The organism is Herbaspirillum huttiense (assembly GCF_004367745.1).
GTDB lineage: Bacteria > Pseudomonadota > Gammaproteobacteria > Burkholderiales > Burkholderiaceae_D > Herbaspirillum > Herbaspirillum huttiense.
In genome coordinates this window covers 3,097,404-3,122,681 of record NZ_CP037993.1, presented here as the reverse complement: position 1 = coordinate 3,122,681, position 25,278 = coordinate 3,097,404, and the positions used below count along the sequence as shown (strand labels likewise).

The window sequence follows — 25,278 nt, the reverse complement described above, 5'->3', positions numbered from 1 at the left end:
TGCCGATGTTGCAGCCGCGTGCTGTGTCGGGCGCATGAGCTTCCTGCAGCAGTGCCTCGAAGCGCTCGCCTATCCGGGCGCCGGGCTGCCGCGCGGCTATTTCTGTTCCGTCACGCCGCCTTAAGTCTCTCTCCTCGCATCGCTGGCTGATGGTCCTCCATCCGGGCCATCACCAAGCCTTACTTGTGCGCGCCTGCTGCGATGGCACGGGCGCGGGCCTGTTTCCATATTGTCTGGAACGTAGCGCATCCCGTTGGATGGGCTGCGTCCCTTTGACCTGGCCGATTGGTCGGGAGGTATCTCCATGTCTCTTCAAAAAATACGCCAAGAGTGGTTTTCCAATGTCCGCGGCGATTTGCTCGCCGGACCTGTCGTCGCACTGGCTCTGATTCCGGAAGCGATCGCTTTTTCCCTCATCGCCGGTGTCGATCCCAGGGTCGGGCTTTATGCCTCGTTTTCGATAGCGACCCTGATCGCCTTCTTCGGTGGCCGTGCCGCAATGATCTCGGCGGCCACCGGGGCCATGGCGCTGGTGATGGCCAGCCTGGTGCGCACGCACGGGCTGGATTATCTGCTGGCCGCCACGGTGCTGACCGGCGTACTGCAAATCCTTGCCGGCTTGATCAAGCTGGACCGCCTGATGCGTTTTGTGTCGCAATCGGTGATCACCGGATTCGTCAATGCGCTGGCCATTCTGATCTTCCTTGCACAATTGCCCGAACTGACCCACGTGGGGTGGCCGGTCTATGCCATGACCCTGGCTGGCCTGGTCATCATCTACGGTCTGCCTTACCTGTCCCGCGCGGTCCCATCGCCGCTGGTGGCCATCATCGTGCTGACGGCCGTGTCAATGACATGGCATCTACCGATCCGTACGGTCGGAGAGTTGGGCGCATTGCCGGACAGTTTGCCCCGCTTCCTCCTTCCTGACGTTCCCTTCAATCTACAGACCTTGCAGATCATACTTCCGTACTCGCTCACTCTCACGCTGGTCGGCCTGCTTGAATCACTGATGACCGCGACCATCGTCGACGACATGACCGATACCCGCAGCGACAAGAACCGGGAATGTCTGGGCCAGGGAATGGCCAACGTGGTGACCGGCTTCTTGGGAGGCATGGCAGGTTGCGCGATGATCGGCCAGTCCGTGATCAATGTCCGTTCGGGTGGACGCACTCGTCTGTCCACCTTTGCCGCCGGGGCATTTTTATTGATCTTCGTGGTCTTCCTCGGACAGTGGGTGCAGCAGATTCCCATGGCCGCATTGGTGGCGGTGATGATCATGGTCTCCATCGGGACTTTCAACTGGCGCTCCCTGCGCAACCTGCGTACGCATCCGGCCAGCTCCAGCCTGGTCATGCTGGCGACCGTCATCGTCACTGTGGCGACCCATGATCTGGCCAAGGGTGTGGTGACGGGCGTGCTGCTGTCGGGCGTGTTCTTTGCGCAGAAGGTCAGCCGACTGCTCAATGTCACCGTCACGTCGGAGCGTGCGGGAGCGCTGCAACGCTACCATGTGACCGGTCAGGTCTTCTTTGCCTCGGCCGACCAGCTGGTCCATTGCTTCGACTATCAACAGGTAGCCCGCGACATCCACATTGAACTGACTCAGGCGCACTTCTGGGATATCACCGCCATCGGCGCGCTGGACAAGATCATCCTCAAACTGCGGCACGCGGGTGCACGGGTCCATATCCATGGTCTGAACGAAGCCAGTGCTACGCTGGTGGAGCGGTTTGCCCTGCATGACAAGAAGGATGGGGCCGATGTGCTGACAGGTCATTGACCGAGCGCAGGAGCGCGCTCCGGTCCATCAGCCGGGCATGCGGGTGGCCGCGTGACATGGCGGCCTTGCAGCGGACGGGCGCAGGCCGGCTTGTGTCGGCTTGTCCGCCTTTGTTGCGTGGACTTCATTGCAGCAACTGTGTGGCGCTGCTGGTGCCGGTCAGGCTGCTGGCCAGCACCGCCGCCGCCGACCTCGTCTCCACCCCCAGCTTCACGAAAATATGTTCCAGGTGCTTGTTGACCGTACGCGGGCTCATGCCGAGGATCTCGGCGATGTCGCGGTTGGTCTTGCCCTTGCCCAGCCAGAGCAGCACGTCGCTTTCGCGCGGCGTCAGGCGTGCACCTTCCAGAGTGGCCGGCAGGACCATGAGCTCTTCGCCGCGATGCGCCGAGCCGGCGATCTTCTCCTCCAGCACCAGGCTCACGCCATGACCCTGGCCCGGACCGGAGAGGGTGATGTGCAGTTCATCCTGTTGCTGGCGCACGATCAACGGCGGTACGTGATCCAGGCTCTCGCCCTGGCGCTGCCGTACCAGCTGCTCGTTGAGCCAGACCTGCAAGGGCCCGGGCAGCTTGTGACTGGCCGGTGCCGCCGGACCATAGTATTTTTCCAGCCACTGTGAGGCCTTGCTGGTCTGCCACATCGGCAAGCCATTGCCGCCCAGCACGATCACCGCATGTGCCGCATGTTCCAGCATGCCGCGCGTCTGCGTCATCATGCGCGCAGTACGGATATGCGCACCAATGCGCGCCACCACCTCCTGCGGACGGATCGGCTTGGTCACGTAGTCGATGCCGCCGACCTCGAAGCCGCGCACCACGTGTTCGGTCTCCGACAAGCCCGTCATGAACACCACCGGCACATGCGCCACGCGCTTGACCTGCTTGATGCGGCGACAGGTCTCGAAGCCATCGATGCCGGGCATCATCGCATCCAGCAGGATCAGGTCGGGCGTGATGTGATCCAGCCGCTCCAGCGCCGCCAGGCCGTCGGTGGCGACCAGTACGATGTGGCCGCTCTCATCGAGCGCGTCGGACAACATGGCCAGGTTGTCGGGCATGTCATCGACGATCAGTACCACGTGTCTATCGAACGTCGTTGAGATCATGTCGGATCAGCTCCTTGATGCGGGTGACGTATTCATTCAATCGGAATTGCTTGACCAGCTGCCTCAGCTCGGTGGTGAAGGGCAGGTAGGCCGGCTGCTGGCGCTCCATGGCGTCGAGCTGGCGCAGGATTTCCTTGGCGTAGCCGATGCTGCCCAGTTCGAGCAGGGCGGCCAGCTTGTCTTGCGGTGGCACCAGCATCAGGGCCTGTGGCGCCGCAGATGGCGGTGGCACTTCTGCCGGCACAGCAGGAAGGATGCTCGCCACCCAATCCAGTTGCAGATGCTGGCGGATCTTGCCCAGCAATTCGTGATACGAGACCGGCTTGACCACGAAATCATTGACCAGCGGCGGCTCGTTGCGCTCATGGAGGTTCTCGAAGGCATTGGCCGAGACCAGCAGGATGGGCAATTGCGCAAGTCCGCGTGCGCGGATGGCGCGGGCCACCGTCCAGCCATCCATCTGCGGCATGGCGATGTCCAGCAGGATCAGGTCCGGGATTTCGCGTCCCAGACGCTCCATGCAGGCCAGTCCGCTGTCGGCTTCGCTCACCACGAATCCCAGCGGCATGAGCATGTCCCTGAGCAGGCGACGTTGCGAGGCCTGGTCGTCCACCACCAGGATGTGGCGAGAAGGACCGGCGTAGCCCGACATCTGGTCTTCCAGCTTGATGCGCGGACGCGGGACGTGTATTTCAGGCAGGTAGATTTTGAGATGGAAACTGCTGCCGTGGCCGACCCTGCTCTGCACGCTCAGTTCGCCGCCCATGATGTGCACCAGCATGCGGCTGATGGCCAAGCCCAGGCCGGTGCCGATGTCTTCGCGCAGATTGGCGGCGCTGCTGCGCTCGAAGGGCAGGAAGATGCGTTCCAGGTCCTCGTCGGCAATGCCGATGCCGCTGTCGATCACATCGAAATACGCGATCTCGCGGGCGTAGCGCAGCTTGAGCGTGACGCCGCCGTGATCGGTGAATTTCACCGCATTGCCCAGCAGGTTGATGAGGATCTGGCGCAGCCGCTTCTGGTCCGCGTGCACGATCTGCGGCAGGCGTCCCGATTTCTCGAAGCGGAAGTGCAGTCCCTTCTGTTCGGCCTGTGGCGCGAACATGCCGACGATCTGTTCCAGGAAGGCTTCCAGCGCCAGCTCGTCCGAGGCCAGCCGCATCTTGCCGGCTTCGATCTTGGCGATGTCGAGCAGGCCATCGATGAGGCTCAGCAAATGTTCTCCACTGCGGCGGATGATGGCGATGGCTTCCTTGCGGGCCGGCGGGATGGTGGCGTCCACGTGCAGGATCTGGGCATAGCCGAGGATGCTGTTCAGGGGCGTGCGCAATTCGTGGCTCATGCCGGCCACGAAGCGGCTCTTGGCCAGGTTGGCCGATTCGGCGGCTTCCTTGGCGCGCTGCAGTTCGGCATCGGTCTGTTTGTGGGCTTCGATTTCCTGCAGCAGCAGGTTGGTCTGGCGTTCCGATTCCTCCTGGGCCACGGCACGGCTCTCGTTGGTCAGCACCAGCCACCAGGCGCCGACGCCAACCACTACCAGCAGCAGGCAGAACAGCTTGATGAAGACGCCCCGCAACGAATCCGGTGCGGACAAGCTCAGCCCGGAAAGATCGGCCATCTGCTGGAAATACAGCATCCACAACACGATGGCCAGCCCGCCGGCCAACAGCCCGAAGACACTCAGGTAATGCCCGATACGCGTATTGAGCTTGAGTGCGAAGCGCGCAGGGATCAGCTGGCGCAGCGTATGAAGAATCTGGTTGGGCAGGCGTGCGCGGGGCGTTTTGCAGCGGTCCTTGCAGCGTGCATCGAGTGAACAGCACAGCGAACAGATGGCCCCCTGGTAGGCTGGACAATGCGCCATGTCCGGCGTCTCGAACGCATTGCCACAGATCACGCAATCCAGTACCGAGTGCGCCTGTCCGGGCGTGACGGGCCGATAGTTCTGCTCGGACAGCGTATCGCGCCGCGCGATGTAGTAGCGGCTGCCGGTGGCCAGCGCGATCAGCGGCGCCGTCACCAGCGCCGTCCCCAATGCGATGAAGGGGGCCATCGCGGCAATGGTCTTGCCCATCACGCCCGACATGGCCAGTGTGGAGAGCAGGGTGGCAATCACCATTGAACCGACACCAACGGGATTCACGTCATACAGGTGAGCGCGCTTGAATTCAATGTGCGCCGGGCTCAGGCGCAGCGGCTTGTTGATGACCAGATCGGCCACCACGGCCCCGATCCAGGAGATGGCCACCAGGCTGTAGAGCGCCAGCACGTGTTCCAGCGCATTGAACACCCCCAGCTCCATGAGCAGCACCGCGATCAGCACGTTGAAGACCAGCCACACCACGCGCCCCGGATGGCTGTGCGTGAGGCGCGCAAAGAAGTTGGACCAGGCCAGCGAGCCGGCATAGGCATTGGTGACATTGATCTTGATCTGCGACACCACCACGAACAGCACCACCGCCCCCAGCGCAAAGGCCGGATTGCCGAACACGTACTGGTAGCCGATCAGGTACATCTGGGTTGGTTCCACGGCCCGCACCATGGGCACTTCATGCTGGATGGCGAGGAATGCCAGCAGCGTGCCGCCCAGCATCTTGGCCCCGCCCAGCAGGATCCAGCCGGGTCCGGCCAGCAGCAGGGCGCTCCACCAGCGGCCACGATTGGCGGCAGTCTTCTGCGGCAGGAAGCGCAGGAAGTCGACCTGTTCGCCTACTTGCGCAATCAACGAGAAGGCCACCGTGGCGGCCGCGCCGAAGAGCGTGAGGTTGAAGGAGCTGCCTTCTTCGGCACGGCCCGCGAAGCTCATCAGGTTCGACAGTGCCTCCGGTTCCTTGTACAGCACGCAGGCATAGGGCAGCACCAGCAGCACCAGCCACAGCGGCTGGGTCCACATCTGCAGCCGGTTGATCAGGGTGATGCCGTAGGCCACCATGGGGATGATGATGAGCGAACAGAGCACATAGCCATACACCAGCGGCAGGCCGAAATAGATCTCGATGGCCTGCGCCATGATCGCCGCTTCCAGCGCGAAGAAGATGAAGGTGAAGCTGGCGTAGATCAGCGAGGTGATGGTCGAGCCGATGTAGCCGAAGCCGGCGCCGCGCGTGAGCAGGTCCATGTCCACCCCGTAGCGCGCCGCGTAATAGCTGATGGGCAGGCCGGTCGCGAAGAACAGCACCATCACGCAGATGATGGCCCAGAAGGCATTGGTGAAGCCATAGCTCAGGGTGATGGCCCCGCTGATGGCTTCCAGCGCCAGGAAGGAGGTGGCCCCCAGCGCCGTGTTGGCCAGGCGAAATTCGGACCAGCGGCGAAAGGACAGCGGCGTGTAGCGCAGCGCGTAGTCTTCCAGCGTCTCGTTGGCGACCCAGGTGTTGTAGTCGCGCCGGACCTTGACGATGCGTTGAGTGGCGGGATGAGTCACGTTGGCTCTTGGTGGGGTCGGGGGTTCCGGTGGGTCATGTCCGTCAGCGCCTTGTCAGTGTGCTGCAGCGCAGGCTGACTGCCCGGCTCGTGTTTATGTCCAAGCAATTTTCAAACCATTCGGAGCAAGAGGGCATACGTCAAATGACGTAGATGCCTGTCTGCATGACATGAGAATTCACCAAGAAAAGGCAGCCGGCATGGACGCCGTCGCCGCATCCCGACGCCCTGTACGCAAAGTGCGCACCAACAGCAGGCAAGCCATGAGCAAAAGCTGTGCAGGCCGGCGGGCCGCACCAGCAGGGGGCTTACGTCAAACAACGTATTGTTGCGCTGCACCTGCGAACCTATTCTGCGGCTCAGAACGAAGCGCCGGAACCGTGTGATGGAAGGGGTTTCCCGAGCCGCGCCACTGCCGGGGCAGTGACTTGTCCGGTCTTCGTTTCACCGCTTGCATGACGCCACGATGGCCCAGACCGAGTCCAACAACAACGCCCGAAAGGAGTACCGCATGTCGCATTCCTCGTCTTCCAATCCTCCCTCGCTCCCACGCCGCAAGATCCTCATGGGCCTGGCCGCCGGGGCGGCAGCAGCGGCCCTGCCGGGCATGGCCTCGGCCCAGCAGTATCCGACCGCCAAGGTCAACACCACCAAGCTGGCCATCACCGATACCGAAGTCACGGTCGGCCAGCTGCACTCGGCCACCGGCACCATGGCCATCAGCGAGACCGGTTCGATCCAGGCCGAGCGCCTGGCCATCGACCAGATCAATGCCATGGGCGGCATCCTCGGCCGCAAGATCAAGATCATCCAGGAAGACGGTGCCAGCGACTGGCCTACCTTCGCCGAAAAGGCCAAGAAGCTGCTGGAAAACGACCGCGTGGCTGCCGTCTTCGGCTGCTGGACCTCGGCCTCGCGCAAGGCGGTGCTGCCGGTGTTCGAGAAGGACAACGGCCTGCTGTATTACCCCACCTTCTATGAAGGCCTGGAGCAATCCAAGAACGTGTTCTATACCGGGCAGGAGGCGACGCAACAGGTGCTGGCGGGCCTGAACTGGGTGGCCAAGGAAAAGAAGGCCAAGACCTTCTTCCTGGTCGGCTCGGACTACATCTGGCCGCGGACTTCCAACAAGATCGCCCGCAAGCACATCGAGAGCGTGCTCAAGGGTTCGGTGGTGGGCGAGGAATACTACCCGCTGGGCAACACGCAGTTCGGTTCGCTCATCAACAAGATCAAGTTGAAAAAGCCCGACGTGATCTTCGCCGACGTGGTCGGTGGCTCCAACGTCGCCTTCTACAAGCAGTTGAAGGCCGCCGGCGTCACCGCCAAGACCCAGAACCTGCTGACGATCTCGGTGACCGAGGATGAAATGCTGGGCATCGGCGGCGAGAACGTGGAAGGCTTCTTCGCCTCGATGAAGTATTTCCAGAGTCTCGACAACGCCAACAACAAGAAATTCGTGGCCGAATTCAAGGCCAAGTTCGGTGCCAATTCGGTCATCGGCGACGTGACCCAGGCGGCCTATCTCGGCCCCTGGCTGTGGAAGGCTGCCGTGGAAAAAGCCGGCAGCTTCGATGTCGACAAGGTGGTGGCCGCTTCGCCCGGCATCGAACTCAAGACCGCGCCCGAAGGCTACGTCAAGGTTCATGAAAACCATCACCTGTGGAGCAAGACCCGCATCGGCGAGGCGCAGAAGGACGGCCAGTTCAAGGTGGTCTACGAGTCCGAACTGATCGAGCCGAATCCCTTCCCCAAGGGCTACCAGTAAGGCGTTCCGGCCGGTGCCGCACCGGCCCTTCGTGCAGCAAAGCGGTGGCGCCTGTAGTGACATGCGGGCGCTGCCGCCCATTTCTCCAATCTGCAACTCTGCCCCGTCGGGAGTCATCATGGTTTCTCTATCCGAATTCGGCGCCATCTTCGCCATGCAGGGCTTCAATGGCCTCTCGGTTTTCTGCGTGCTGCTGCTGATGGCGCTGGGCCTGGCCATCATCTTCGGGCAGATGGGCGTGATCAACATGGCCCACGGTGAATTCCTCACCATCGGCGCCTACATCACCTACCTGCTGTCGCACCTGACCACCACCTATGCGCCGGCCTTGCAGCCGTTCTATTTCTTCGTGGCCATCGTGCTGTCCTTCGCCGTGGCCTATGGCGTGGGTTATCTCACCGAGCTGCTGCTCATCAGCCGCCTCTACAAGCGTCCGCTCGATACTTTGCTGGCGACCTGGGGCCTGTCGCTGGCGATGCAGCAGACCTTCCGTTCCATCTTCGGCGCCAAGGAAGTCAGCGCCACCTTGCCGGACTGGCTCATGGGTTCCTTCAAGCCGACCGATGCCATCGACATCCCCTTGAACGGTCTCTTCATGATGGGCCTCACGGTGCTGCTCACCGGTGCCATCTTCGTATTGCTGTTCCGTTCACGCTGGGGCTTGCAGGTGCGGGCAACCATGCAGAACCGTGTCATGAGCGGGGCCGTGGGCATCAATACCCGCAAGGTCGACCGCACCACCTTTGCACTCGGCTGCGGGGTCGCCGGCGTGGCCGGTGCTGCTTTCACCACCATCGGCTCCACCGGCCCGACCAGCGGATCGCTCTACATCGTCGATACCTTCCTGGTGGTGGTCTTCGGTGGCGCGCAAAGCCTCATCGGCACCATCGCCTCGGCCTTCTCGATTGCACAGACGCAGTCCACGGCGGAATTCTTCCTGACCGGTTCCATGGCCAAGGTGCTGACCTTGTCGGCGGTGATCCTGATCCTGATGTTGCGTCCGCAAGGGCTGTTCTCGGCGAAGGTGCGCAAATGAATCTGAAAGATGGCCACTCCCGATCCAACTACATGAGCGAGGTCCGATGATGAATGCAGCCTATGAAAAACTGCTGGGCGGGCGCTCCGGTGCGCTTGGCCTGCTGGTGATGGCGGTACTGCTGCTGGTGGTGTTCCCGCTGACGATGGACATGTTCCGTCTCAACCTGGTGGGCAAATACCTGTCCTACGCCTTCGTGGCCGTGGGCCTGGTGCTGTGCTGGGGCTACGGCGGCATCCTCAGCCTGGGGCAGGGCGTGTTCTTCGGCCTGGGCGGCTATTGCATGGCCATGTTCCTCAAGCTCGAAGCCTCTGACCCCATCAGCACCAAAATCCAGTCCACGCCGGGCATCCCCGACTTCATGGACTGGAACCAGATCACCGCCTTGCCGGCCATGTGGGAGCCCTTCCATAGTTTTGCCTTCACGATTCTTGCCGTGCTGGTGGTGCCGACCGCGCTGGCCATGCTGATCGGGCTGGCGATGTTCAAGCGCCGCGTGGGGGATGTGTATTTCTCCATCGTCACGCAAGCCATTGCGGCCATCCTGTCCATCCTCATCATCGGCCAGCAGGGGCTGACCGGCGGCGTCAATGGCATCACCGACCTCAAGACTTTGATGGGCTGGGATATCCGCACCGACCATGCCAAGCTGGTGCTGTATTTCGTCAATGCGGGACTGCTGTTCGGCTGCATCCTGTTCGGCCGCTACGTGCTCGGTTCCAAGCTGGGCCGCCTGCTGGTGGCCATGCGCGACAAGGAAGAACGGGTGCGTTTCTCCGGCTATGACGTGGCCAGCTTCAAGGTCTTCGTCTTCTGTGCGGCGGCCATGTTCTCGGCTATCGGCGGGGCCATGTTCACGCTGCAGGTGGGCTTCATGTCGCCGTCCTTCGTCGGTATCGTGCCCTCCATCGAAATGGTGATCTTTGCTGCAGTGGGTGGCCGCATGTCGCTGCTGGGCGCGGTGTACGGAACGCTGCTGGTGAATTTTGGCAAAACCTACTTCTCCGAAACCTTCCCCGAATTGTGGCTGTTCCTGATGGGCGGTCTCTTCATCGCGGTGGTGATGTATTTCCCCAATGGCTTGGCCGGGCTCTGGCAGACGCAGGGCAAGCGCCTGATGGACAAGCTGCGCGGTCAATCCAAGCCGGTAGCACCCGTTGCTGCAGAAGCCGCCAAGCCGGTTTCCCGAGCATCCACCCCTGAACCCAAGCGCGATGGCATCGAGCCGGGCGCGACCCTGGAGGCCAGCAAATGAGCGAGAACGTCATCGGTTTCGAATCGGACGCCCATCCGGTCCTGGCCATCGAAGACCTGACCGTGTCTTTCGATGGATTCAAGGCAGTCGACAAGCTCAATCTCTACGTGCAGCGCAATGAGGTGCGCGTGGTGATCGGCCCCAACGGTGCGGGCAAGACCACGGTGCTGGACTTGATCTGCGGCAAGACCCGCGCTACCTCCGGCAGCATCAAGTTCAACAATCACGAACTGACGAAGATGAGCGAGCACGCCATCGTGCGGGTAGGCGTGGGACGCAAGTTCCAGACCCCGTCCATCTACGAAAACCTCTCCGTGTTCGAGAACCTTGAGATGTCCTTCCCGCGTGGCCGCAAGGTGTTCGGCGCGCTGACTTTCAAGCGTTCGCCGGATGTGGTGGCGCGGGTGGAAGCGGTGGCCGCAGAGATCTTCCTGGACCAACAGCTGCATACGCAGGCCGACCTGCTCTCGCACGGCCAGAAGCAGTGGCTGGAGATCGGCATGCTGCTGATGCAGGAGCCGGAGCTCTTGATGCTGGATGAACCGGTGGCCGGCATGAGCGTGTCCGAACGCGAAAAGACCGCCGAGCTGCTGGGCCGCATCAGCCAGGGCCGCTCGGTGGTAGTGATCGAGCACGACATGGATTTCGTCAAGAGCATCGCCCACAAGGTCACCGTGCTGCACCAGGGAAAAATCCTGGCTGAGGGCAGCATGGAGAAGGTGCAGTCCGATCCCAAGGTGATCGATGTCTATCTCGGTCACTGAACTTTCCTCACCCTCGGAGCCTGCCATGTTCAAAGTCTCGCAACTCGCCTCCGGCTACGGCCAGAGCAAGGTCATCCACGATGTCGATCTGTCGGTGGCCAAGGAAGAAATCGTCGCCGTCATGGGCCGCAACGGCATGGGCAAGACCACACTGTTCAAGACCCTGATGGGCATCCTGCCGCTGCGCGGCGGCAGCATCAGCATCGATGGCGTGGAACTCGGTGGCCTGGAAAGCCACCAGCGCGTCGAGCGCGGCGTGGCCTACGTGCCGCAGGGGCGCATGATCTTTTCGCACATGACGGTGCTGGAAAACATCCAGACCGGCTTGCCCGCATCGGCCAAGGGCAAGGTGCCCGATGAACTGTATTCGCTGTTCCCGGTGCTGTATGACATGCGCACCCGCAAGGGCGGCAATCTGTCCGGCGGGCAGCAGCAGCAACTGGCCATTGCGCGCGCACTGGCGACCAACCCGCGCGTGCTGCTGCTGGATGAACCGACTGAAGGGATACAGCCTTCCATCATCAAGGACATCGCCAAAAGCCTCAAGGAAATCCGCAAGATCCGTGCGCTCACCATCGTGGTCTCGGAGCAGGTGCTGAGCTTCACGCTGGAGATTGCGGACCGTTTCCTGGTCATCGACAAGGGCCGCTTCGTCTACGAGGACACGCGCGAGAACGTCGATGCGCCCACCATCAGCAAGTATCTGTCGGTCTGATCCGACCGTCTTTTCAGAGGAGCAAGCCCATGCGACACGGAGACATTTCATCCAGCCGGGACGCCGTCGGCGTGGCCGTGGTGAACTACAAGATGCCGCGCCTGCACACGCGCGGCGAGGTGCTGGAGAACGCCAGGAAGATCGCCGCCATGCTGGTCGGCATGAAGCAGGGATTGCCGGGGCTGGACCTGGTGGTGTTCCCGGAGTATTCCACCCACGGCATCATGTATGACCGTGAAGAAATGTTCGAGACCGCCGCCACCATCCCCGGCGACGAGACTGCCATCTTTTCCGAAGCCTGCCGCATCGCCGGTGTGTGGGGCGTCTTTTCGCTCACCGGCGAGCGCCATGAGGAGCATCCGCGCAAGGTGCCCTACAACACGCTCATCCTCATCAACGACCAGGGCGAGATCGTGCAGAAGTATCGAAAGATCATGCCGTGGACGCCCATCGAGGGCTGGTATCCGGGCGATACCACCTACGTCTGCGACGGTCCCAAGGGCTTGAAGATCAGCCTCATCATCTGTGATGACGGCAACTATCCCGAGATCTGGCGCGACTGCGCCATGAAGGGTGCGGAACTGGTGGTGCGCTGCCAGGGCTACATGTATCCGGCCAAGGAACAGCAGATCATGGTCTCCAAGGCCATGGCCTGGATGAACAACCTCTATGTGGCCGTGGCCAATGCATCAGGGTTCGATGGCGTCTATTCCTACTTCGGCCATTCGGCCATCGTCGGTTTCGACGGCCGCACGCTGGGCGAATGCGGTACCGAGGAGATGGGCATCCAGTATGCCGAACTGTCGGTCTCGGCCATCCGCGATGCACGCCGCAACTGGCAGTCGCAGAACCACCTCTACAAGCTCCTGCATCGCGGCTACACCGGCAAGATCAATTCGGGCGAATCGCCGGCGGGCGTGGCCGACTGTCCTTTCGACTTCTATCGCACCTGGGTCAACGACCCGCAGGCTGCGCGCGCCCAGGTCGAGGCATTGACGCGCAACAGTGCCGGTACGCCCGAATGCCCGATGCCGGGGATTCCCACCGAGCCGGCAGCCTGAGGCCGAAGGCGCAAGGCCTCATCACACATCCACCACCAAGGAGATCGCATGCAACACTTCAAGATCAAGCCCGGCGTCCCGCTGGCAGAGCAGGCTGAACTGGGTCACAACCGCTGGCACCCGGACCTGCCGTTCCTGGCCTCGGTCAAGCCGGGCGAATCCATCCTGATCGAGTCGCTGGACTTCCTCGACGCGCAGATTCAGGACACCGACGATGTCTCCGACGTCAAGAACGTCGATCTCACCCGCGCCCATCCGCTGACCGGTCCCTTCCATGTCGAGGGCGCAGAGCCGGGTGACCTGCTGGTGATCGACCTGCTGGACATCAAGCCGGTGACCCCGGTCGGTTTCTCGGGCGTTTTTGCCAAGGAAAACGGCGGTGGCTTCCTGGCCGACTATTTCCCCGAAGCCGACAAGGCCATCTGGGACCTGAAAGGCTTGTATGCCACCTCGCGCCATATTCCGGGCGTGCGCATCGCAGGCCTGACCCACCCTGGTCTGATGGGTTGCCTGCCGTCCCACGATCTGCTGGCTGAGTGGAATCGGCGGGAAGCGCCGCTGGCCGCCAAGGGTCTGGCGCAACCACCGAACCCCAGCACTGCCGTCTTGCGCGGCCTGACCGGTGCGAAATTCGACGAGATGGCCAAGGTCGCCGCCCGCACCGTGCCGCCGCGCGAGCACGGCGGCAATACCGACATCAAGGACCTGTCGGCGGGCACCCGCATCTTCTTCCCGGTGTACGTGAAGGGTGCGGGTTTCTCGATGGGGGACCTGCACTTCTCGCAGGGCGACGGCGAGATCGGTTTCTGCGGCGCCATCGAGATGGATGGCGTGAGCCACGTCGGCTTCGACCTCATCAAGGGCGGCATGGCCAAGTACAACATCACCTCGCCCATCTTCATGCCCAGCATCGTCAAGCCACATTACGAGCAGTGGCTGACCTTCGAAGGCATCAGCGTGGAAAACGGCGTGAACTACTATCTCGACGCCACCGTGGCCTATCGTCAAGCCTGCCTGAAGGCCATCGACTACCTGACCCACTTCGGCTACACCGGCAGCCAGGCCTACATGCTGCTGACGGCCGCGCCGGTGGAAGGGCGCATCGGCGGCATCGTCGATATTCCCAACTGCGCCTGCACGGTGGCCTTGCCGACCTCCATCTTCGATCAGGACATCACGCCCAAGGGCATGCTCAACGACAAATCCTATTGGGGCCGCAAGGGCTAACGATCAACGCAGTGACGTGTGTGTTCCCGGCCGGGCGCAGGCCTGGCCGGTTTTTTTCGTGATAACGGATTGGTGAAGGAGTCCCCATGCCCTTGTATGACATTCGTTGCAGCCATTGCGAAGGCATCTTCGAACGCCTCATTCCCCTTCAGGGATTGCACGGCCAGACTTGCTGTCCCTATTGCAAGGAGGAGACGGCCGCCTCACCCATGCCCACGGGCGGTCATGTCGGCTTGCAGGTCAAGTATCGCTGGCAGCCGCGCAACGGTGCCGAGCAACTGGCCGGGCAGGGGGCGACCGGGCCGGGCACCCATGCAGGGGCAGGCCGCAGCAGCGTGCTGCACAACTGCAAGGGTCACAGCTGCAGCATCTGCGCGACCTGAGGCCGGCCGGATTGCTCCAGTTACTCCAGCATGGCGTCCAGCCCCGCCGCCAGTTCGGTGAGCGAGGGCATGGCGCGCTCGGCCTTGTCGGGATCGTGTTTCACCAGCACCGGCATCCAGGCCGGATCCACGCCCAGCTTCTTGCCCACGGCCACCGGATAGGTGGCCAGTGCGGCTTCGTCATCCAGTGACAGCACAGTCACGCGCGCGGCCCACGCGCCCAGGTGTACCCAGGCAGCGGCGCGGTCGAGCCGGCCCGCCGCCAGCGGATCAGGCACCGAGCGCAGTGCCGTGACCAGCGCTTCAGGGAAATTCCAGATCGCCGCCAGTTCGGCCGAGACATCGGCGTAGTGAAAGCCCCAGGTCTGCTTTTCCCGTTCGGCGCGGTCGGCGTCGAGCACGTTGCATTGCTTGTCCAGCGAGGCGACTGTCGCGGCGGCCACCGCATGCAGTTGCAACTGGCCGATGCCATGCATCATGCCGACGGTGAAGACAGCATCGCCATTGTCTTCGCCGTGGATGCCGGCGTGCATGGACAGCCAGCGCGCTGCCACCGCGGTGTAGAGGGTATGTCGCCAGAACTGCGGCAGCTCCATGCCGCGCGTGCTCTTGAAAGCCGCCACCATGCCGTTGCCCAGCACCAGATTGCGCACCATGATGAAACCCAGCATGCGCAGCGCATCGTCGACCGTGCCGATGGTGCGCGAAGCGTGAAAGAACGCCGAGTTTGCCAGTCGCAGCAGTTTGGCGGTGAGCGTCGGGTCGGCCGCAATCTGGTGGGCGATATCCTGGGCCGAGACTTCCTCGCTGTTGAAGCTGGTCATCAGCTGCTGCACGACCTTGGGGATGGTCGGCAGCTTGCCGGGCTGGTCTACCAGGCTCTTGAGCTCCATGACAGTTCCTCCATGCAATGGTTTGTGTGGTTTTTTTGCAGGCAATTCCGGGAATTGCGGTTCCATTGTCGCAGAGTTCGGACGATTTGCTGACGATCCAGGTCAGTATGATGGAAGTCTCACTTGACCGGAGTGCACCCATGGCAAGCCGCAAGACGTCCGACCCGCATCCTCCCGAGCAGCCCGTCACGCCCGCCGGGGCGTGGGGAGATGTACCGAATTATGTGCAGGATTGCGTACAGCGCAGTTTCCTTTTCCTCGATACCTTGCTCGACCGTGGCAATGACTACCTGGAGCATCTGGAGCAGGGCACGCCGCCGCTCCTGAAATTCGATCACGAACTGGTGCTGGACGGTCACGACCTGCCGCAGCCCTGCAATTACGCCTTGCTGCGCCTGCAACCGCCGCCGGGCCTGCCGGTCGATCCGCAGGCACGACCGGTGGTGGTGGTCGATCCGCGCGCGGGACACGGCCCCGGTATTGGCGGCTTCAAGTTCGATTCGGAAGTGGGCATGGCGATGAAGGCCGGGCATACCGTGTATTTCGTCACTTTCCGGCCGGAGCCCGAGGAGGGCCAGACGCTGGTCACCGTGATGGATGCGGAGGCGCGCTTCCTCGAAGAAGTGATACGCCGCCATCCGCAATGCCCGGCCAAGCCGGTAGTGATCGGCAATTGTCAGGCCGGCTGGGCCATGATGACGCTTGATGCCGTGCGGCCCGAGCTGTTCGGGCCGCTGATGATGGTCGGTGCCCCGGCCTCCTACTGGGCCGGCAGCTCCACGCTCAATCCCATGCGCTACAGCGGTGCCAACCTCGGCGGGACCTGGCTGGCCTCGCTGGCCGCCGATCTCGGGGCCGACCGCTTCGATGGCGCCTATCTGGTCGAGAACTTCGAGAAGCTCAATCCGGCCAATACCTTCTGGAGCAAGTATTACAACCTCTGGGCCGGAGTCGACCAGGAGGCAGGGCGTTTCCTGGAATTCGAACGCTGGTGGGGCGGTTTCTTCCGCATGACCGGGGCCGAGATCGAGGCCATCACCGAGAATCTGTTCGTGGGCAACAAGCTGGCGCGCGGAGAGCTGGAGGTCAAGGGCAGGGCAGTCAATCTGCGCGACATCACTGCGCCCATCGTGGTCTTCGCCTCCTGGGGCGACAACATCACGCCGCCGCCGCAGGCGTTGAACTGGATCATCGATGTCTGGGGCGACGAGCGCGCCATCGCCGCCGCCGGCCGCACCATCATCTACGTGCTGCACGAGAGCGTGGGCCATCTGGGCATCTTCGTGGGCGGCTCGGTGGCGCTCAAGGAACACGACCAGCTGGTCAGCTCGCTGGACGTCATCGAGAGCCTGCCACCAGGGCTCTACGAAATGAAGCTGGAACGCAAGGACGGCCGCGCGACCCAGCGCTGGGATGCGCTGGAGCCTGGCGATTACACGGTGCACTACGAGCACCGCACCATGGAAGACCTGCGCAAGCTCAATCCCGAGGGCCGCGAGGAAGAGTCGCTGTTCTCGACCATCAGCCAGTGGTCGCAACTCAATGCGCAGTGGTACAAGACCTGGGTCCGGCCCTGGGTGCGCATGACGGCGACCCGCGACAGCGCCAATACGCTGATGCGCATGAATCCCTTGCGCATGCAGCGGCAACTGTTCTCGGACAAGCATCCGGCCGCCGCCTTCATCCGCCAGCAGGCCGCTACCGCGCGCGCGCAACGGGTACAGCTGGATCCGGAACATCCGCTGAAGCAATACGAACGGCGCATGGCGCAGAAGATCACCGACGAGCTCAATGCCTGGCGCGACCAGCGCGATGCCCGCACGGTACGGATGACGCGCCAGCTGTTCGGTCCGACCGGACTGGGGGCCTGGCTGCCGCCGCGCGAGCCGGATGCCGAACTCGCCCAGCGCTGGGCGCAGCAGGAGCTGGGACGCTACCGTGATACGGTCATCGGCCAGATTGCCGACGGCGGCTTTGCCGAAGCGGTTTGCCGGATCGTCATCGCCGGCATGGTCTCCATCGGTGCGTTCGAACGGCGCAGCCTGCGTCTGGCCAGGCTGCTGGCGCAACTGCCGAACATGCATGCCAGCGTGTCGCCCCAGACCAACTGGGTGCAACTGTTGAAGGAGCAAGCGCGTATTACGGCGGTGGCCCCGGTGGAGGCACTCAATGCACTCGGGCAGATGCTGCCCGATGCAGCCTCGCGCGAGCGCGCGCTGGCGCTGGCAGCGGCGGTGATGATGATCGAACCGACGCTGGCCAATCCGCGCTCGGAAATCATTGAACTGCTGGTCGGAACGTTGGAGGTTGATCCCGATCGCGTGATTGCGCTGGCCCGCAAGCTGACCAAGGCCATTGGTGAAGACGGTGATGCGCTGACCTTGCCGTCGTCCGACGAGGAACCGGCGCGACCGGCGGCCGCACCGCGCAAGCGGGCGGCACGCGCGCCTGCGCCCGTGGCCAAGCCGGCCAAGGCGAGTGCGCCGCCAAAGCCGGTCAACAGCGCGCCTTCGTCCAAGCCTGCCAGCGCCAAGGCCAAGACCTCTGCCAAGACAACGAAGTCTGCGCCTGTCGCCAAAGCCACGGGGACCGCCAAGACCACCCGGAGCGGCACACCGGCGCGCACGCGCTCCAAGCGCAGTTGAAATGCTCAAGGCCGGGGTTCACGTTGCCCCGGTCGGATGGTCGTCATGGCTTGCCGAAAGTCCCGGCGGGCAGGTTCCACATGGCCTGCTCGCTGGTGGACAAGGCCACCGCGCCACCCGCCAATGCCGCACGCGCATCGTCTGCATTGCAGACGAAGCCCGACGCGACGATGGGCGGAAGCACGGCGCGGTCCGCCGGCTTGAGTTGCTTGAGCATCGGTGCCGGCATCAGTTGCACCAGGTTGGGTTCGCTCTGTTCGAGCGCCTTCAGGCTGCGCGGCCAGGTGGTGCGATCGGTCACGAATACCTTCTGCATGGTGATCATGCCGGCCCGGCTGGCCCGCAGCAGCGTGGCCACCCGCGTTGACACCAGCGACGGTACGCCCAGGGCGACCAGATAATCGATGGCGGCCTTGTCCTGCGCCAGTCCTTCACAGGTGTCCACATTGAGCATCAGGAACTTGCCCGCATCCCGGACACGGGTGCTGAGCGCCTGCAACTCACGCAACTCCACGTTGGCAACGATGCCGACTTCAGCGGCGCTGGCGAGAAAGGCAGGGAGGTGCTGGGTTCCATAGAGCGCTGCCATGACCGGATGCCGCCTGAGCCTGGCTTGCAGGGAGCGGTCGTCAGAGGAGGCGGGCTGAGAGGCCGGCGCGGCGGCGGCGCGTGCCGGGGAACGAGGGGGAGAGGGAGAGCGCATGCAAGGTTCCAGAGTAAAAAATGAGAAGCAAGAAAGAAAGGCGAATGGAAGACGCGCGGCTAAGGTGCGGTTTCCTGGCGCACATGGTCCAGTTCGGCACACAGCCGTGCCTGCCACCGGGCACGGCGGCAGGCACGCTCGGCGTAGTCGATGCGTGGCTTGAAGACGGCCTGCAACCGGGTCCGGGCGCAGGCCTGGTGCAAGTCATCCCACAGCAGGCCATGGCTGCCGGCCAGGAAAGCGATGCCGCGCAGGCTGGCGTGCGCACTCTGGTGGGTGCGGCAGGTGGTTACGCCCGACAGGTCGGCTTGCAACTGCAGCAGCAGGTCGCTGCTGGCCAGCGTGCCGCCGCTCATGATCCGCGAGACCGGTAGTCCGGCCGTGTCGGCGCTGGCACTGACGCACGCGGTCACCGATTGCGCGATTCCCTCCACCAGCGCATGTGCCACTTCGGCGCGGCCCGTGGCCAGCGACATCCCCTGCAGGGCTGCTCGCGCTGCGGGTTGGCGTTGCGGTGACTGCATCCCGGCCAGCGCCGGCAGGAAGCTGACGCCGCCGGCCGAACTCACGCTGGCCGCCAGGGCCAGCAGCTGGCGCGCATCCGGAAACCAGCGCAGGCGCTGGCAGGCCCAGGTGAGGGCGGCACCGGTGGTGGCGGTGTAGCTTTCGAGGGCGAAGTGGGAGACGCCGTTCTGACGCCTGGCGGTGACTACTACGCTGCCCTCGGCGGTGCTGTCGGCGGGGGCGAGTGCAACGCGCGGGCCGACCAGCACGTCGATGAAGCTGCCGGTGCCGTGCTGACACAGCGCTTGGCCGGGTTCCAGGCAACCCTGCCCGATGGCAGCGGCCAGCTGATCTCCGGCGCAGGCGCGAATCGGCAGGGCGGTACCGAGTAGGGCAGCGTCGCTGCGGCCGTAGTCGTCGGCATCCTGGCACAGCGCTGGCAGCAGCGTGGCGGGGAAGCCGAGCGCCTCCAGCCAGTCCAGCGCATACGCATGCGCGTCCAGCACATAGGCATTGCAGGCCGTGGCATTGGTCGCGCTGGTAGCCAGCAGGCGGCGGCCGCTCAGTTGCCACAGCAGCCAGGTGTCAATGCCGCCAAAGCCCAGCCGTCCTTGCGCCCAGGCACGCGCCACGCGCGGCTGATGGCGCAGCAGATGGGCCGCCCAGAGGTAGGGCGAGCGGCTGCCGACCGGTCGCCCCAGACGCGGTCGCAGCCGCTGATCCCAGTGCGGTGCCAGTGCCGCCAGTTCGGCCGCGTGCCGGCTGTCCTGCCAGGACAGTGCCGGTGCCAGCGGTTCTCCGCTCACGGTATCCCACACCACGGCGCTGGCGCGCTGGTTGCACAGGCCGATGGCGCGCACCCGCAGTCCCTTCTGGCGCGCCTGCTGCAGGCTGGCGCGGCACGCGGTGAGGGTCTGCTGCCAGATCAGGGCCGCATCCTGTTCCACCACGCCGCTGCGCGCGGAGTGCGTGCGCAAGGGGCGTCGGTGCAGGCAGGAGACCAGGCCGTCGGCCGTCACGATCGCCGCGCGGGTGCTGGAGCTGCCGGCGTCGATGGCGAGGATCCCGTCACGGCTGTTCATGGCGGCTTCTGTCGACAGGAACGGGCGCACTGCTGGCGGTGGCGTGGCCGGAGCGGTAGGGGCGGGAGTCAATCAAGGCGGCGACATCGTCGATGTCGCGCAAGGGGACTGCGGTGTGCACAGGGCTCTCCTGAAGTTGACTGCAAGAGGCCTGCGCACTGCGCGCGTGAAGAGACCATCTTGCAGATGGTCTCTTGTGTGAATTATCTGCCGGGCAATTCTATGAGCCCGGCGACGGGCTTGTCAACGACCGCAAAAGGGGGCGCGGCAGCCGATCTCGCCTGTTTTCAGGGGCGTTCACCCCTTGCCAGACGTGCCCGGACGTGGGCCACGATCTGCGGCAGGTCGGCCACCGAATCGATCACGTAGTGCGCGCCGGCGGCGAGCAGGCGTGTTTCGGCGTGTGTCTTGAGGCGCTCGATTTCCTCGGTCGGCGAGGCGTCCAGTTCGGCACGCGTGAGCCCCACTTCATTGCCCGAAAGGGAGAGGCCAACGCTCCACATGCCGGCGCGAATACCTTCCTCAATTCCCGGCACCGTATCGTCGACCTTGATGCAACAGGCCACGTCATCGATCTGCAGCGCCAGTACGTTGGCCAGCGCCATGTAGGGGCCCGGACGGCCACCGGCCTCCAGTTCGTCGCCGGCCACCACGTGGTCGGGGCGCAGGCCTTCCTCGGCCGCCATCGGCAGCAGCACATCCAGCACCTGGCGCGGATAGCCGGAGCAGGAACCGATTTTGAGACCCTGGCCGCGCAGCCAGGCCAGCACCTGCGCCGCGCCCGCGATGGGCTGCGAATACTGGCCGACCTTGGCGATCTGCATCGGCATGAAGCGGGCATAGATGGCATCGACATCCGCATCGGTGGGCGCCCGGCCGCTCTGCTGCTGCCACTGCGCCGCGATGGCCGTATCGTCCAGCAGCACGCGGATATGCTGCCACTTGGACAGGCCCATGGGGCCGCGTGCCTGTTGCAGGGTGAGGTTGATGCCGAAGCTCTTGAAGGCATCGACGAAGATTTGCGTGGGCGCCAGCGAACCGAAGTCGACCAGTGTACCGGCCCAGTCGAAGATGACGGCTTGCAGGTTGCGCGGACGGGCGAGAGATGGGTGCATGGGATTTTCCTTGAAAGTGAGTCAGCAGAAGTCAGTGGCGGGCGGCGATGAAGTTGCGTCCGCGCGGTCCGCACAGCGCTGCCTGCAGGGCCGCTTCCCAGCGGTCTTGCAGGCCATAGTGGGCCGGGTCGGTGGACACGCCCAGCGATTCGAGCAAGCCGGCCAGGCGCGCGACGGCCTGCTCGGTACTTGTGGCATCGAAGATCTGCAGCAACAGGGCATCGACCGCGCTGTCGCGCCCCATCGCCAGGCGCAGGATGTGCGGCAGCGAGAAGGAACAGGCGATGCCGTGCGGGACACCGCGCTGCAGCGTGATGTCATAGGACAAGGAGTGCGCCAGCGCAGTCCGGGTATTGGAAAAGGCCAGGCCGGCCTGGAGCGCAGCCAATGCCATCTGTTCGCGCAGGGCCAGGTCGTCAGGCTGGCGGACGAGCGCCGGCAGCGTGGCCACGATGGCGCGGGCGGCGCTGCTGGCCAGGGTCGAGGAGACCGGGTTGCGATGCACGTTCCAGATCGCCTCCAGCGCGTGGGAGAGCGCATCCAGGCCGCTGGCCAGCGTTGCCGGTGCAGGCAGGCTCAGCATCAGGCTGGCATCGATGATGGCGGCCTGCGGCCAGGTCCAGGGGCGATGCAGTGAATACTTGCGCCCGCCCTGCGCATCCCACAGCGTGGCCCAGGGCGTGACTTCGCTGCCGGTGCCGGCCGTGGTGGGGATGGCAATGAGCGATTTCAGATGCGCCGGGTCGGGTTCAAAGGGGGTGTCTTCGCGCAGATGCGCTAGCAGTTCGTCAAAGCGTCCCGACGGCGTGGGCGCCAGCATGGCCTTGGCGCAATCGATGACGCTGCCGCCCCCGAGGGCGATCAGGCAGGGTACCTCGGCGTGGCGCTGCCACAGGCGCTGGTGCATGCCGGTGAGCCAGCTCACGTCAGGATTGGGCAGGACGCTGTTGTCGATGCCAACCAGTTGCGGGCCCAGCAGGTCGGCAACCTTCTGTTGCAGCCCCAGGGCAGCGGCTTCGGGAAAGGTGATCAGCAATGCGGGCCGGCCGGCCAGCAGCTGCGGCAATTGTGCGAGGCTGCCGACACCGGCATGGAGCTCGACAGGATTATGGAAATGCCACATGTTTTTTTCTCTTCTTGCATCAAAACGGGGAGGGGCGAAGTCAATGGGCATGGCCGTCCTGGATCATGCGCCGCAGCCGGCTCGACAGGGCATCTGCCGCCACCACCATCAAGGTCACCACGACGATGCAGGTGGCCGTGTCCTGGTACTTGAACAGCTTGAGGCTGTTGACCAGTTCAAAGCCCAGTCCGCCGGCGCCGACCATGCCCAGCACAGTGGCCTGGCGCAGGTTGACTTCGAAACGGTAGAGCACGGTGGCGATCCAGGCCGTAGCCACCTGGGGCAGCACCCCGAAGACAATCACCTGCAGGGGCCGGGCTCCGGTGGCACGCAGGGCTTCCAACGGCCCCTGGTCGATTTCCTCGATGCTCTCGGCAAAGAACTTGCCGATCATGCCGACGCCGTGTACAGCCAGCGCCAGCACCCCGGGAAAGGGCCCCAGACCCACTGCCGAGACGAACACCAGCGCCAGGATCAGTTCATTGATGCTGCGCGTGACGTTGAGGCCCTGGCGTACCAGCGCATGCAGGGTGCGGTTGGCATTGAGATTGCGCGCGGCCAGCAAGGCCACCGGTACTGCGCCCAGCACACCCAGCAAGGTTCCCCAGAGTGCGATCTGCAAGGTTTCGACGGCCGGGGCCAGCAGTGACGGCAGCAAGCCCCAGTTGGGCGGGAAGGAGCGCGCCAGGAAGTCGCCGATCTGCGGCAGGCCATTGGCCAATTCGCGCCACGACAGTTGCGTGCCGGCAGCGCTCCAGGCCAGGATCCAGGCCGCCAGCAGCACAATCGCCATGAAGCCCAGCCAGCCGCGCAGCGTTGCCGGACGTGGACCGGTCCACAAGTAGCCGCGCTGTCCTGAAGGGGGGGCGGCCGGGGAAGAAAAATTCATGTCAGTGCTCCTGTTGCTGCCTGCAGGGCCGATGCCATCAGGGGCAATTCAGCCTCGTTCATGTCGGGCTTGCCGGCGTAGATGGCGTCGAGATGGTGTTCGTTGAGCGTTTCACCGGTGCCATCGAAGACCAGACGTCCTCCGGCCAGGCCGATGATGCGGTCGCCGAACTCGCGGGCGTAGTCCACCTGGTGCAGGTTGCAGAGCACGGTAATGCCCAGCTCCCGCGAGGCGGCGCGCAGGTAATGCAGCACCAGGCGCGCGGTCTTGGGATCCAGGCTGGCAATGGGCTCGTCGGCCAGGATCACCTGCGGCTGCTGGGCCAGGGCGCGGGCGATGCCGACCCGCTGGCGCTGGCCGCCGGAGAGCGCATCGGTGCGTTGATGGGCCTTGTGTTCCAATTCCACCCGGCGCAGGCAGTCCAGGGCCAGAGCAATGTCCTGGCGCGAGAACAACTGCAGGATCGACGCCAGGGTGGAAGCCTGACCGAGGCGGCCGGTCAGGGTATTCTTCAGCACCGACAGGCGCGGCACCACGTTGTGATGCTGGAAGATCATCGCCACCTGGCGCCGCAACTGGCGTACCTGGCGGGCGCGGGTGTCGGTGGCATCGTAGCCGGCCACCCGGAGTTCTCCCGAGCTGGGCTGGACCAGCCCGTTCAGGCAGCGCAGCAGGGTCGATTTGCCCGCCCCGGACGGGCCCAGTACCACCAGGAACTGGCCGGCCGGCACGTTCAGGTCGATCCCGCGCAAGACGGCATGGCTGCCGTATTGCTTGGCGAGGCCGCGGATGTGGATCATTTCATGGCCTTCAGGTCCAGGTTCAGGATCTTGGCGGTCTCGCGCACCACGTCGTAAGCACCGTCGGTAGTGGGCACGAAACCGTTGAGGACGCCCTGGTCCCCCCATTTCACGTCCTTGATGTTGGCGAAGGCGGCGGCGATCTTCTGCTTCAGGGCCGGGTCCAGATCCTTGCGCCAGACCATGGGCGACTCGGGAATGTCCGGCGAGGTCCACACCACGTTCAGTTCCGCTTGCTGCACCACACCCTTGGCCACGGCCGCGGCCAGGATGCGGTCGGCCACGGCGGCGGCGTCGACCTTCTTGTTGGCCACGGCCAGGATGCTGGCGTCGTGCGAGCCCGAGAAGATCACCCGCGAAAAATACTTGTTGGGATCGATGTTGAGTTTCTGCAGGCCGGCGCTGGGGAACAGGTGCCCGGAAGCCGACGAGGGATCAACAAACGCCATGGTGCGGCCCTTCAGCTGTTCCAGGCTCTGCAGCCCGCTCTCCTTGCGGGTGATGATGAGGCTCTTGTAGATGCTGCGGCCGCTCTTCTTGGTCTCGGCCACGGCGAAGGCTTCCACGTTGGCCACCGAACTGGCCAGCACGTAGGAGAACGGGCCGAGATAAGCCACATCCAGCTTGCGCGAGCGCAGCGCTTCGATGATGCCGTTGTAGTCGGTGGCGATGAAGGGCTTGACCGGCATGCCCAGTTGCTGCTGCAGGCTGTCGATGACGGCCTTGCTGTTTTCCAGCATGGCCTGCGAATCTTCGGCCGGGATCAGGCCGACAGTCAGTGGCGGTACTGCGGCTGCAGGCCCTGCCAGCAAGACAGAGGCGAGGGCGCCCAGGCACAGGGTGAAGAAGCTGCGTCGCTGCATGATTGCATCCTTGTTGAGGGCGTCCCGGGGACGGGACGCGATGAGCGGGGTGCCAAAGGACCGATGGTTCGGCCATGGCGCTCGTCAGGAGCCGTTGCGGTTGATGCGGCGCCGACAGGACAGAAGCTTAAAGAG

At 64.0% G+C, this 25,278-nt stretch carries 21 protein-coding genes; 10 read left to right on the top strand and 11 right to left on the bottom strand.

Features of this window, described 5'->3' with window-relative positions; translation table 11 throughout:
- The first annotated feature begins 304 nt into the window (after positions 1-304).
- A complete protein-coding gene (locus E2K99_RS14065; protein WP_134222622.1) occupies positions 305-1,786 on the top strand; it encodes a SulP family inorganic anion transporter in 1,482 nt (493 codons plus the stop codon).
- A 124-nt stretch (positions 1,787-1,910) separates the two neighbouring features.
- Here E2K99_RS14065 and E2K99_RS14060 read toward each other — a convergent pair whose 3' ends face one another.
- Together E2K99_RS14060 and E2K99_RS14055 are read right to left on the bottom strand one after the other, a co-directional pair.
- Entirely contained in the window at positions 1,911-2,894 is a 984-nt protein-coding gene (locus tag E2K99_RS14060; protein WP_134222621.1) for a response regulator transcription factor, read from the bottom strand.
- Positions 2,872-6,318 (bottom strand): hybrid sensor histidine kinase/response regulator, encoded by a 3,447-nt coding sequence (locus E2K99_RS14055; RefSeq protein WP_134222620.1) that lies wholly within the window; start codon positions 6,316-6,318, stop codon positions 2,872-2,874. Before E2K99_RS14055 ends, E2K99_RS14060 begins: the two co-directional genes overlap by 23 nt.
- 510 nt (positions 6,319-6,828) lie before the next feature.
- Here E2K99_RS14055 and urtA point away from each other — a divergent pair.
- From urtA to E2K99_RS14015, 8 genes are all read left to right on the top strand, one after another.
- Complete coding sequence (urtA, locus tag E2K99_RS14050) at positions 6,829-8,085, top strand: urea ABC transporter substrate-binding protein (protein WP_134222619.1); 1,257 nt, start codon at positions 6,829-6,831, stop codon at positions 8,083-8,085.
- Between the two features lie 118 nt (positions 8,086-8,203).
- Positions 8,204-9,121, top strand: a complete 918-nt coding sequence (urtB, locus tag E2K99_RS14045; protein WP_039787923.1) for an urea ABC transporter permease subunit UrtB — start codon at positions 8,204-8,206, stop codon at positions 9,119-9,121.
- A 49-nt stretch (positions 9,122-9,170) separates the two neighbouring features.
- Positions 9,171-10,376 (top strand): urea ABC transporter permease subunit UrtC, encoded by a 1,206-nt coding sequence (gene urtC, locus E2K99_RS14040; protein ID WP_166675137.1) that lies wholly within the window; start codon positions 9,171-9,173, stop codon positions 10,374-10,376.
- Positions 10,373-11,140: an urea ABC transporter ATP-binding protein UrtD gene (gene urtD, locus E2K99_RS14035; protein WP_134222617.1), complete on the top strand. Its 768-nt coding sequence runs from the start codon at positions 10,373-10,375 to the stop codon at positions 11,138-11,140. The genes urtC and urtD overlap by 4 nt, the downstream gene beginning before the upstream one ends.
- A 25-nt stretch (positions 11,141-11,165) precedes the next feature.
- Positions 11,166-11,855, top strand: coding sequence for an urea ABC transporter ATP-binding subunit UrtE (gene urtE, locus E2K99_RS14030; protein WP_034332312.1), 690 nt, complete (start codon positions 11,166-11,168; stop codon positions 11,853-11,855).
- A 29-nt stretch (positions 11,856-11,884) separates the two neighbouring features.
- Positions 11,885-12,916: an aliphatic amidase gene (locus E2K99_RS14025; protein WP_134222616.1), complete on the top strand. Its 1,032-nt coding sequence runs from the start codon at positions 11,885-11,887 to the stop codon at positions 12,914-12,916.
- 48 nt (positions 12,917-12,964) lie between these two features.
- Complete coding sequence (gene fmdA / locus E2K99_RS14020; RefSeq protein WP_013234603.1) at positions 12,965-14,143, top strand: formamidase; 1,179 nt, start codon at positions 12,965-12,967, stop codon at positions 14,141-14,143.
- 86 nt (positions 14,144-14,229) lie between these two features.
- Entirely contained in the window at positions 14,230-14,526 is a 297-nt protein-coding gene (locus E2K99_RS14015) for an FmdB family zinc ribbon protein (RefSeq protein WP_134222615.1), read from the top strand.
- 20 nt (positions 14,527-14,546) lie between these two features.
- On the opposite strand, the gene E2K99_RS14010 is transcribed toward E2K99_RS14015, so the two are convergent.
- Positions 14,547-15,419, bottom strand: coding sequence for an HDOD domain-containing protein (locus E2K99_RS14010; RefSeq protein ID WP_134222614.1), 873 nt, complete (start codon positions 15,417-15,419; stop codon positions 14,547-14,549).
- 140 nt (positions 15,420-15,559) lie between these two features.
- Here E2K99_RS14010 and E2K99_RS14005 point away from each other — a divergent pair, with 140 nt between their 5' ends.
- Positions 15,560-18,064, top strand: a complete 2,505-nt coding sequence (locus tag E2K99_RS14005; protein WP_134222613.1) for a DUF3141 domain-containing protein — start codon at positions 15,560-15,562, stop codon at positions 18,062-18,064.
- 43 nt (positions 18,065-18,107) lie between these two features.
- Here the strand turns inward: E2K99_RS14005 and E2K99_RS14000 are convergent, their stop codons facing one another.
- The 8 genes from E2K99_RS14000 to phnD form a co-directional block, all read right to left on the bottom strand.
- The gene (locus E2K99_RS14000) at positions 18,108-18,653 is read right to left on the bottom strand and encodes a glycerol-3-phosphate responsive antiterminator (RefSeq protein ID WP_134222612.1); all 546 of its coding nucleotides are present in this window, start codon (positions 18,651-18,653) and stop codon (positions 18,108-18,110) included.
- Between the two features lie 173 nt (positions 18,654-18,826).
- Positions 18,827-20,353 (bottom strand): FGGY family carbohydrate kinase, encoded by a 1,527-nt coding sequence (locus E2K99_RS13995; RefSeq protein WP_134222611.1) that lies wholly within the window; start codon positions 20,351-20,353, stop codon positions 18,827-18,829.
- A complete protein-coding gene (locus E2K99_RS26090; RefSeq protein WP_259432446.1) occupies positions 20,340-20,474 on the bottom strand; it encodes a hypothetical protein in 135 nt (44 codons plus the stop codon). The genes E2K99_RS13995 and E2K99_RS26090 overlap by 14 nt, the downstream gene beginning before the upstream one ends.
- Before the next feature lie 166 nt (positions 20,475-20,640).
- Positions 20,641-21,468, bottom strand: a complete 828-nt coding sequence (phnX, locus tag E2K99_RS13990) for a phosphonoacetaldehyde hydrolase (RefSeq protein ID WP_134222610.1) — start codon at positions 21,466-21,468, stop codon at positions 20,641-20,643.
- 31 nt (positions 21,469-21,499) lie between these two features.
- Positions 21,500-22,591, bottom strand: a complete 1,092-nt coding sequence (psrA, locus tag E2K99_RS13985) for an iron-containing alcohol dehydrogenase PsrA (RefSeq protein WP_134222609.1) — start codon at positions 22,589-22,591, stop codon at positions 21,500-21,502.
- 40 nt (positions 22,592-22,631) lie between these two features.
- Positions 22,632-23,480 carry a phosphonate ABC transporter, permease protein PhnE gene (gene phnE, locus E2K99_RS13980; RefSeq protein ID WP_134222608.1) on the bottom strand — a complete coding sequence of 283 codons (849 nt, stop codon included), beginning with the start codon at positions 23,478-23,480 and terminating at the stop codon, positions 22,632-22,634.
- A complete protein-coding gene (gene phnC / locus E2K99_RS13975) occupies positions 23,477-24,280 on the bottom strand; it encodes a phosphonate ABC transporter ATP-binding protein (RefSeq protein WP_134222607.1) in 804 nt (267 codons plus the stop codon). Before phnC ends, phnE begins: the two co-directional genes overlap by 4 nt.
- Positions 24,277-25,143, bottom strand: coding sequence for a phosphonate ABC transporter substrate-binding protein (gene phnD, locus E2K99_RS13970; RefSeq protein ID WP_134222606.1), 867 nt, complete (start codon positions 25,141-25,143; stop codon positions 24,277-24,279). The genes phnC and phnD overlap by 4 nt, the downstream gene beginning before the upstream one ends.
- Positions 25,144-25,278: the final 135 nt, after the last annotated feature.

What these genes read in the sequence shown, in the direction of transcription:
- E2K99_RS14015 (WP_134222615.1), top strand. Translation starts at nt 14,230, where the DNA reads ATGCCCTTGTATGACATTCGTTGCAGCCATTGCGAAGGCATCTTCGAA.
- urtB (WP_039787923.1), top strand. Translation starts at nt 8,204, where the DNA reads ATGGTTTCTCTATCCGAATTCGGCGCCATCTTCGCCATGCAGGGCTTC.
- urtE (WP_034332312.1), top strand. Translation starts at nt 11,166, where the DNA reads ATGTTCAAAGTCTCGCAACTCGCCTCCGGCTACGGCCAGAGCAAGGTC.
- fmdA (WP_013234603.1), top strand. Translation starts at nt 12,965, where the DNA reads ATGCAACACTTCAAGATCAAGCCCGGCGTCCCGCTGGCAGAGCAGGCT.
- urtA (WP_134222619.1), top strand. Translation starts at nt 6,829, where the DNA reads ATGTCGCATTCCTCGTCTTCCAATCCTCCCTCGCTCCCACGCCGCAAG.
- E2K99_RS13995 (WP_134222611.1), bottom strand. Translation starts at nt 20,353, where the DNA reads ATGAACAGCCGTGACGGGATCCTCGCCATCGACGCCGGCAGCTCCAGC.
- phnE (WP_134222608.1), bottom strand. Translation starts at nt 23,480, where the DNA reads ATGAATTTTTCTTCCCCGGCCGCCCCCCCTTCAGGACAGCGCGGCTAC.
- psrA (WP_134222609.1), bottom strand. Translation starts at nt 22,591, where the DNA reads ATGTGGCATTTCCATAATCCTGTCGAGCTCCATGCCGGTGTCGGCAGC.
- E2K99_RS14065 (WP_134222622.1), top strand. Translation starts at nt 305, where the DNA reads ATGTCTCTTCAAAAAATACGCCAAGAGTGGTTTTCCAATGTCCGCGGC.
- E2K99_RS14000 (WP_134222612.1), bottom strand. Translation starts at nt 18,653, where the DNA reads ATGGCAGCGCTCTATGGAACCCAGCACCTCCCTGCCTTTCTCGCCAGC.
- urtD (WP_134222617.1), top strand. Translation starts at nt 10,373, where the DNA reads ATGAGCGAGAACGTCATCGGTTTCGAATCGGACGCCCATCCGGTCCTG.
- phnX (WP_134222610.1), bottom strand. Translation starts at nt 21,468, where the DNA reads ATGCACCCATCTCTCGCCCGTCCGCGCAACCTGCAAGCCGTCATCTTC.
- E2K99_RS14010 (WP_134222614.1), bottom strand. Translation starts at nt 15,419, where the DNA reads ATGGAGCTCAAGAGCCTGGTAGACCAGCCCGGCAAGCTGCCGACCATC.
- E2K99_RS14005 (WP_134222613.1), top strand. Translation starts at nt 15,560, where the DNA reads ATGGCAAGCCGCAAGACGTCCGACCCGCATCCTCCCGAGCAGCCCGTC.
- E2K99_RS14025 (WP_134222616.1), top strand. Translation starts at nt 11,885, where the DNA reads ATGCGACACGGAGACATTTCATCCAGCCGGGACGCCGTCGGCGTGGCC.
- urtC (WP_166675137.1), top strand. Translation starts at nt 9,171, where the DNA reads ATGAATGCAGCCTATGAAAAACTGCTGGGCGGGCGCTCCGGTGCGCTT.
- phnD (WP_134222606.1), bottom strand. Translation starts at nt 25,143, where the DNA reads ATGCAGCGACGCAGCTTCTTCACCCTGTGCCTGGGCGCCCTCGCCTCT.
- phnC (WP_134222607.1), bottom strand. Translation starts at nt 24,280, where the DNA reads ATGATCCACATCCGCGGCCTCGCCAAGCAATACGGCAGCCATGCCGTC.
- E2K99_RS14060 (WP_134222621.1), bottom strand. Translation starts at nt 2,894, where the DNA reads ATGATCTCAACGACGTTCGATAGACACGTGGTACTGATCGTCGATGAC.